The sequence below is a fragment of the Limnohabitans sp. genome, from assembly GCF_040400975.1.
Taxonomy (GTDB): Bacteria; Pseudomonadota; Gammaproteobacteria; order Burkholderiales; family Burkholderiaceae_C; genus Limnohabitans_A.
In genome coordinates this window covers 1,802-9,250 of sequence record NZ_JBBAPF010000046.1, presented here as the reverse complement: position 1 = coordinate 9,250, position 7,449 = coordinate 1,802, and the positions used below count along the sequence as shown (strand labels likewise).

Below are 7,449 nucleotides of genomic sequence, written 5' to 3'. Positions count from 1 at the left end.
GTGCATCCAACTGGCAAAGTTACCGGCACCGTTGGTGAGCACCGCATCAATGGGCAGATGCTTTTGAAGGGTTGCAACAATGGCAGGCATGTCGATGGCACCAGGCAAAGCCTGAGGCTTGAGGTTGTCCAAGTAATCGGTGTGCGCGGCTCGCGTCCAATCGGTCCAAGGCAGCACATTGGGTGCGCTCAAGACCTCCAGGCTGCGTGCGGCAGCGTTGAGGGTGGCATTGATGGCCAAATCAGCTTGGTAAACACGGTTCAGCTCTTCGGCACTGGCATGGATGTGCACCAGCTTCTGGCGGGTTTTCGGCGCTTGCAGCAAGGTGTAGCCACCAGTGGTCATTTCACCCAAGCGCGGCCCGATGGCCACAATCAGATCGGCATCGCGCACGCGCTGGGCCAGTGCCGGACCAATCCCGATGCCCACATCTCCAGCGTACAAGGGATGGTGGTTGTCGAACGTGTCCTGAAAACGGAAGGCATTGGTCACTGGCAGCTGCCAGTTTTCGGCAAAACGTTGCAAGGCTTGGGCCGCTTGGGGCGTCCAGCCACCGCCACCTGCAATCACCAAAGGCTTTTGAGCGGCTAACAGCATGTCACGCAACGCGCGCAAGGCACCAGGGTCGCTCCAAGCCTGAACCGGCTCCACGCGCCCTAAGGCTTGGGCCTTAACGGGGCGGCACAGCATGTCTTCGGGCAACACCAACACAACAGGGCCAGGTCGACCATTCATGGCCGTGGCAAAAGCGCGGGCCACATACTCAGGCAGACGCTCAGGGTCGTCCACGCGCTCGACTCGTTTGGCCATACCTTTGGTCGAAGGGCCAAAGAAATGGGTGTAGTCCATTTCCTGGAAGGCCTCGCGGTCGCGGGTGTCGCTGGCCACATCGCCCACAAACAACACCATGGGCGTGGAGTCCTGAAAGGCGGTATGCACACCAATCGACGCGTTCGTGGCCCCTGGCCCGCGCGTGACAAAGCAGATGCCGGGGCGGCCAGTGAGCTTGCCTTGGGCCTCGGCCATGAAAGCCGCCCCACCTTCTTGGCGGCAAGTCACAAAAGTGAGTTGCTCGCGGTAGAAGTGAAAGCCGTCCAGCACCGCCAGATAGCTCTCGCCGGGCACTCCGAAAGCATGGGTAACGCCTTGGGCCAAGAGGCATTCAACGAGAAGGTGGCCAGCAATTTTTGAAGTCATGCCCTATTGTGCCCAAGGCCAGGAAAGCCATCTGTCACAGCCGTGCAAGCACGGCTAGTCAGGCCTTCGGCATCGAAGAGCGTGTTAGACCACTTGAAAATCGAACTGACCCGGGGCACGCACCGGGTCGACCGAGACCTCGATGCTGCACTTAGGTGGGAAACGTCCTTCGAGCAAAAGTTTGGACAAGGGGTTTTCCAGCCGTTGCTGAATCGCCCTTTTCAGTGGCCTTGCGCCGAACACCGGATCAAACCCCACTTTGGCCAGCTCCGACAAGGCTGCCGAACTGACCTTCAAAGTCAGGTCCATGAGTGCTAGTCGGGTTTGCAGGACCTGCAACTGGATCTCGGCAATCGCAGCAATGTGTTGAGCATCCAACCCATGAAACACCACCGTCTCATCGATGCGGTTCAAAAATTCAGGGCGAAAATGAGTCTTGAGTTCATCCCACACCGCATCCTTGATGTCTTCGGCAGCTTGCCCCACCATGGACTGGATCAAATGCGAACCCAAATTGGAAGTCATCACAATCACGGTATTTTTGAAGTCGACTGTTCGGCCTTGTCCATCGGTCAGGCGACCATCGTCGAGCACCTGCAACAACACGTTGAACACATCCGGGTGTGCTTTTTCAACCTCGTCCAGCAGCAACACACTGTAGGGCTTGCGACGCACAGCCTCAGTCAAATAACCGCCCTCTTCGTAGCCTACATAGCCCGGTGGCGCACCAATCAGACGGGCCACCGAGTGCTTCTCCATGAACTCGCTCATGTCCAAGCGAATCAGATGGTCTTCGCTGTCAAACAAAAAACCTGCCAAAGCTTTGCACAACTCGGTCTTGCCCACACCCGTTGGTCCCAAGAAGAGAAAGGACCCCGTTGGTCGATTGGGATCGGACAGGCCTGAGCGTGAACGGCGAATGGCATTGGCCACAGCCGCAATCGCCTCGTCTTGGCCCACCACGCGTTGGTGTAATTTATCTTCCATCTGAAGCAGTTTCTCGCGCTCACCCTGCATCATTTTGGACACTGGTATGCCCGTGGTGCGCGATACGACCTCAGCAATCTCTTCAGCGCCCACTTGGGTGCGCAGCAAACGGTGCACTGGTTTCTCTCCAGGTGAGGACTCTTTGGCTTGAACTTCTTTGAGCGTTTTCTCCAGGGCAGGCAGCTTGCCATATTGCAGTTCAGCCACCTTGTTGAAATCGCCTTTGCGGGTCAACTCGTCAATTTGTTGGCGCAGATGGTCGATCTCTTCCCGCACTTGCTGCCCGCCTTGCGCTTGTGCTTTTTCGGCGTGCCAAATTTCTTCCAAATCGGCGGCTTCTTTTTTGAGCTTGACGATTTCTTCTTCGATCAAGGCAAGGCGCTTTTGCGACGCCTCATCGTTTTCTCTCCGTACGGCCTCGCGCTCAATTTGAAGCTGGATCAATCGTCGATCGAGTTTATCCATCACTTCAGGCTTGGAATCGATCTCAATTTTGATTTTGGCCGCCGCCTCATCGATCAAATCGATCGCTTTGTCGGGTAAAAATCGGTCGGTAATGTAACGGTGGCTGAGCTCGGCAGCCGCTACGATGGCCGGGTCGGTGATGTCCACGCCATGGTGAATTTCGTACTTCTCTTGCAAACCGCGCAAAATCGCAATGGTGGCCTCGACAGACGGTTCATTGACCAATATTTTTTGAAAACGGCGCTCTAAAGCTGCGTCTTTCTCAATGTACTTTCGGTACTCGTCCAACGTGGTCGCACCCACACAGTGCAACTCTCCCCTGGCCAGTGCGGGCTTGAGCATGTTTCCCGCGTCCATCGCCCCTTCGGCCTTGCCTGCGCCGACCATGGTGTGCAACTCATCAATGAAAACAATGGTTTGACCTTCGTCTTTGGCCAATTCACTCAGAACGGTCTTCAAGCGCTCTTCAAACTCGCCACGAAACTTGGCACCAGCCAGCAAAGCGGCCATGTCAAGCGACAAGACGCGCTTACCCTTGAGCGAATCTGGAACTTCGCCGGCCACAATGCGTTGGGCTAACCCCTCCACAATTGCTGTCTTGCCCACACCCGGCTCACCGATCAGGACCGGGTTATTTTTGGTACGGCGCTGCAAAACCTGGATTGCGCGTCGAATCTCGTCGTCGCGGCCAATCACCGGATCCAATTTGCCCATGCGGGCCCGTTCGGTCAGGTCAATGCAGTACTTTTTAAGGGCTTCGCGTTGCCCCTCAGATTCAGCACTGCCCACATTTTGCCCACCACGCACAGAGTCAATGGCCGATTCCAGGCTCTTTCGGCTCATGCCCTGCTCTTTGGCCAATCGCCCAACTTCACCTTTGTGATCGGTCAAGGCCAGCAAAAAGAGCTCGCTGGCAATGAAGGCATCGCCCCGTTTGATGGACTCTTTCTCAGCCGCTTGCATCAGCTTGGCCAATTCTGGTCCGACCTGTACTTGGTCTTGCCCAGTCACTTTGGGCAATCGGTCCACCGCAGTTTGAGCTGCCATCATTAGAGCCGGCACCTGAACACCGGCGCGCATCAGCAAAGATTTGGGGCCATCGTCTTGTTTGAGCATTGCCAACAACACATGTGCAGGCTCTATGTAAGCGTGGTCAGCACCCAAAGCCAGAGATTGCGCATCAGACAGCGCCTCATGAAATTTGGTTGTCAATTTGTCTAATCGCATGATCTTTCTCCAATGTCCAACAGCTTGGGGGACATCTCATATTTTCAAGGCGTCAAGGTCGGCGCTTTGTTGCCTAAAATCAAGGAATGCAAATTCACCAGCTGTCCGTCAGCCACGATGATCGTCAAGATCGGCTTTTGTTGCGCCTGAACACCCAGGATTTGCAAGAATTCCGTTTTTGGCTTACCCGAAGAATGGTCGCACGCTTGCTACCGGCCATGGGCCATTCGTTGGTCAAGCTAGAAGCCAGCCAACACGGTGTAGCCGCAACAGATGCCGATTCGCAGCGCATCCTCACAGAGATCAAACGGGAGACTTTTTTACAACAAGCGGATTTCACAACACCTTACGCCAGCAAACCAGGCCCACGCCCTACGGGATCAGAACCCATGTTGGTGACGGATGCCCAATTGAGCCTCCAGCCCAATGGCAGCTTGCAAGTGGTATTTCAAGAAAAGAACGGCGACACCGGGCAATCTTGTCATCTGGACCTGCAAGCGCCTTTGGTTCACGGTCTGATCCATTTGGTTCATCAAATCATCACCAAGGCCGAATGGGGCTTGACCTCACCGGTTATGTTTGAAGACTCTGTCCCCGAACTGTTTTCCGAAACAAACCCTGCGCCCTACAAGCATTGAGACACTCAAGTCTTGCTAACCGAGACGCTATGTTGGGACTGCACATGGATTTGGAGAGAGTTATACGTTGCGGCTCTGTATGCCCCAGCGGGCGAGTGCAGCATCGTCGGACACGCGGGCATCCACCCAATGCGCACCTTCGGGGGTTTGCTCTTTTTTCCAGAATGGGGCTTGGGTTTTCAGGTAATCCATCAAAAATTCGCAGGCTTTGAAACTCTCACCCCGGTGCGCCGAGGTGACGGCCACCAACACGATCTGGTCTGCAGGCAGCAAGCGCCCCACGCGGTGCACCACACGAGCCGCGTAAAAGTCAAAGCGCAGGTGTGCTTCATCGATCATCGCTTCAATCGATTTTTCGGTCATGCCCGGGTAGTGCTCCAGCTCCATGGCCTGTACTTCATCACTCGCTTGACCGGTCAGCGCCCGGGTGTCGCGTACCGTGCCCACAAAGCTGCACACCGCCCCAACCCGCAAGTCCTGGTCTTGCAGGGCGGCCAACTCGGTCGACACGTCAAAGTCATTCGTCTGAATACTGACTCGGGCCGTCATGACTTCAACCTCCGGTCACAGGCGGGAAAAAGCCGACTTCGCAGCCCTCGGTCAAGGCGGCGTTGCCTTGCACCATGAGCTGGTTCAGAGCCATGCGCACCGGACGATCCGGTGCAAGACAAGCGCGGTAGTGCTCGCCCCGGGCCATCAACTCACTGCGCAAAGCGGCCACATCGGCCGTCTGGGTCTCCACGCTCTCATGCGACAAACCAATGCTTTCACGCAAAGAGGCGAAATAGCGAACCTGCACTTTCATGCCAAGCACTCCGAAAAAGGCCAAAAATCAACCAGCTGGCCGGGCTCAATCGTCTGTCCACCGGGGTTGTCCACCACCCCATCGGCCCACACCACCGAAGTCATCACCCCCGAGCTTTGGTTGGGAAACAGGTCCAACCCGCCTTGCGCATTGCGGCGCACCCGCAAAAACTCTCGGCGCTTGTCGGCCTTGGGCCACGCAAAATGCGCAGGCAAGCGTTGGGTGTGAGGTGCAGATGCGACCATGCCCTGCAGTTGGCACAGCAAAGGTCTGACCAGGAGCAAAAAGGTCATGAAACTGGACACCGGGTTGCCCGGCAAGCCCACAAAATGGGCCACGCCCTCGGCGGTCTGACGCCGCACCTGACCGTAGGCAAAGGGCTTGCCCGGCTTCATGGCGATTTGCCACAGGTTCAACTCGCCCAAAGACTGCACCGCCGGTTTGACGTGGTCTTCTTCGCCCACCGATACCCCGCCACTGGTCAGGATCAGGTCGTGGTGGTCGGCCGCGGTTTTGAGCGCGGCCACCGTGGCCTCACGTCGGTCGGGCACGATGCCCAGATCGCTCACCTCGCAGCCCATGCGGTGCAACAAGGTGCGCAGGAAAAAGCGGTTGGAGTTGTAAATGCTGCCCGGAGGCATGTCCTGCGGGGCCACATCGCCCGGCATGACCAACTCGTCGCCCGTCGAAAACAAGGCCACCCGGGGGCGGCGCAAAACAGGCAAGTGCGCCAGACCCAGACTCGCGGCCAGGCCCAGTTCGGCAGGCCCCAATTTTTGACCACGGTGCAAAGCCTTCTGGCCTTGGCGGATGTCTTCGCCGCTGCGGCGAATCCATTGGCCGGGTTCGGGCAGCACCGCAAAGCGCACGGCATCAGGCTCTTCAGGCACGGGTTCGGCTTGCTCCTGCATAACGATGGCGTCAGCACCTTCGGGCACGGGGGCTCCAGTGAAGATGCGTGCGGTTTGCCCGGGTTGCAAAGGCTGCCCTGTGCGACCCGCTGCAATGCGCTGGCTCACACGCAATGTGACACCTGGCTGCAACAAATCAGCACGGCGAACCGCATAGCCGTCCATCGAGGAGTTGTCAAAGGCTGGCACCTGCAAGGCCGAAACCAAGTCTTCGGCCAGCACTCTGCCGTCGGCATCGAAGGTGGCCACCGACTCGGCCTCGGTCAAGGGACTGATGCGCGCGAGCAACGCCTGCAATGCGTCGTCCAAGGTCATCAATGGGGCGCGTGGAACGGTGCTCATGGACTGTCAGTCGCAGTGCTGCTGGATGTAAGCCTTGACCAGATCCACATCGGCTTTCATGACCTGCACGCGCTTGGGCAAGGCTTCGATGCCTTCAAACTGCGGGGGGCGCTCAGGTTGGCGACCCAAGGCTTCCACAATGGTCTCTGCGAATTTGATAGGCAAAGCAGTTTCGAGGACGATCATGGGCACCCGCGGGTTCAGGTGCTCTTTGGCCACCTTCACCCCGTCGGCGGTGTGGGTGTCGATCATGACGCCGTAGGTTGCAAACACCCGTTGGATAGTCTTCAGGCGGTCGGCGTGGGTGCTGCGGCCACTGTCAAAACCATAGATGGTGGTGGCTCGGGCAAAGCGTGGGTCACCTGACAAATCGAAGAAGCCTTGGCGGCTCAAACCATCGCCAAAAATGACTTTGGTCGCGGTGGCATCACGCTCCAGCAAATCAAAAACAAAGCGCTCGAAGTTACTGGCTTTGGAGATGTCCATCGAGGGGCTGGACGTCTCATGCGTGTCTGCCGTGCTACGAACGCGGTAAATGCCTGTGCGGAAGAACTCATCCAGCACATCGTTTTCATTGGTGGCCACAATGAGGCGGTCAATTGGCAAACCCATCATGCGGGCCACATGGCCTGCGCAGACGTTGCCAAAGTTACCGCTCGGGACCGTGAAGCTGACCTTTTGGTCGTTGCTTTGGGTGGCTTGGAAGTAACCTGCAAAGTAGTACACCACTTGGGCCAGCAAACGCGCCCAGTTGATGGAGTTCACGGTGCCAATTTTGTATTTACGCTTGAAATCCAAGTCGTTGGAAACCGCCTTAACGATGTCCTGGCAGTCGTCAAATACCCCTTCAATGGCGATGTTGTGGATGTTCTCGTCG

7 protein-coding genes are annotated in these 7,449 nt (G+C 57.0%); 1 reads left to right on the top strand and 6 read right to left on the bottom strand.

The genetic code is table 11. The features are described 5' to 3' along the window. Both ABWQ00_RS15310 and clpB read right to left on the bottom strand, forming a co-directional pair. Positions 1 to 1,197, bottom strand: a 1,197-nt coding sequence (locus ABWQ00_RS15310) for a thiamine pyrophosphate-binding protein (RefSeq protein ID WP_353239524.1), incomplete at its 3' end; no start/stop codon positions are given. Positions 1,198 to 1,281: 84 nt separating this feature from the next. Beyond that, positions 1,282 to 3,876 (bottom strand): ATP-dependent chaperone ClpB, encoded by a 2,595-nt coding sequence (clpB, locus tag ABWQ00_RS15305; protein ID WP_353239523.1) that lies wholly within the window; start codon positions 3,874 to 3,876, stop codon positions 1,282 to 1,284. Positions 3,877 to 3,962: 86 nt separating this feature from the next. Here clpB and ABWQ00_RS15300 point away from each other — a divergent pair, with 86 nt between their 5' ends. Next, positions 3,963 to 4,514: a hypothetical protein gene (locus tag ABWQ00_RS15300; RefSeq protein ID WP_353239522.1), complete on the top strand. Its 552-nt coding sequence runs from the start codon at positions 3,963 to 3,965 to the stop codon at positions 4,512 to 4,514. Positions 4,515 to 4,574: 60 nt separating this feature from the next. Here the strand turns inward: ABWQ00_RS15300 and ABWQ00_RS15295 are convergent, their stop codons facing one another. From ABWQ00_RS15295 to ABWQ00_RS15280, 4 genes are all read right to left on the bottom strand, one after another. Further along, positions 4,575 to 5,063: a molybdenum cofactor biosynthesis protein MoaE gene (locus ABWQ00_RS15295; RefSeq protein ID WP_353239521.1), complete on the bottom strand. Its 489-nt coding sequence runs from the start codon at positions 5,061 to 5,063 to the stop codon at positions 4,575 to 4,577. A 4-nt stretch (positions 5,064 to 5,067) separates the two neighbouring features. Next, complete coding sequence (gene moaD / locus ABWQ00_RS15290; RefSeq protein WP_353239520.1) at positions 5,068 to 5,319, bottom strand: molybdopterin converting factor subunit 1; 252 nt, start codon at positions 5,317 to 5,319, stop codon at positions 5,068 to 5,070. Then, a complete protein-coding gene (locus tag ABWQ00_RS15285; protein WP_353239519.1) occupies positions 5,316 to 6,572 on the bottom strand; it encodes a molybdopterin molybdotransferase MoeA in 1,257 nt (418 codons plus the stop codon). The genes moaD and ABWQ00_RS15285 overlap by 4 nt, the downstream gene beginning before the upstream one ends. Positions 6,573 to 6,578: 6 nt before the next feature. Then, a partial coding sequence (locus tag ABWQ00_RS15280; RefSeq protein ID WP_502908162.1) for a PALP domain-containing protein occupies positions 6,579 to 7,449 on the bottom strand: 871 nt, incomplete at its 5' end.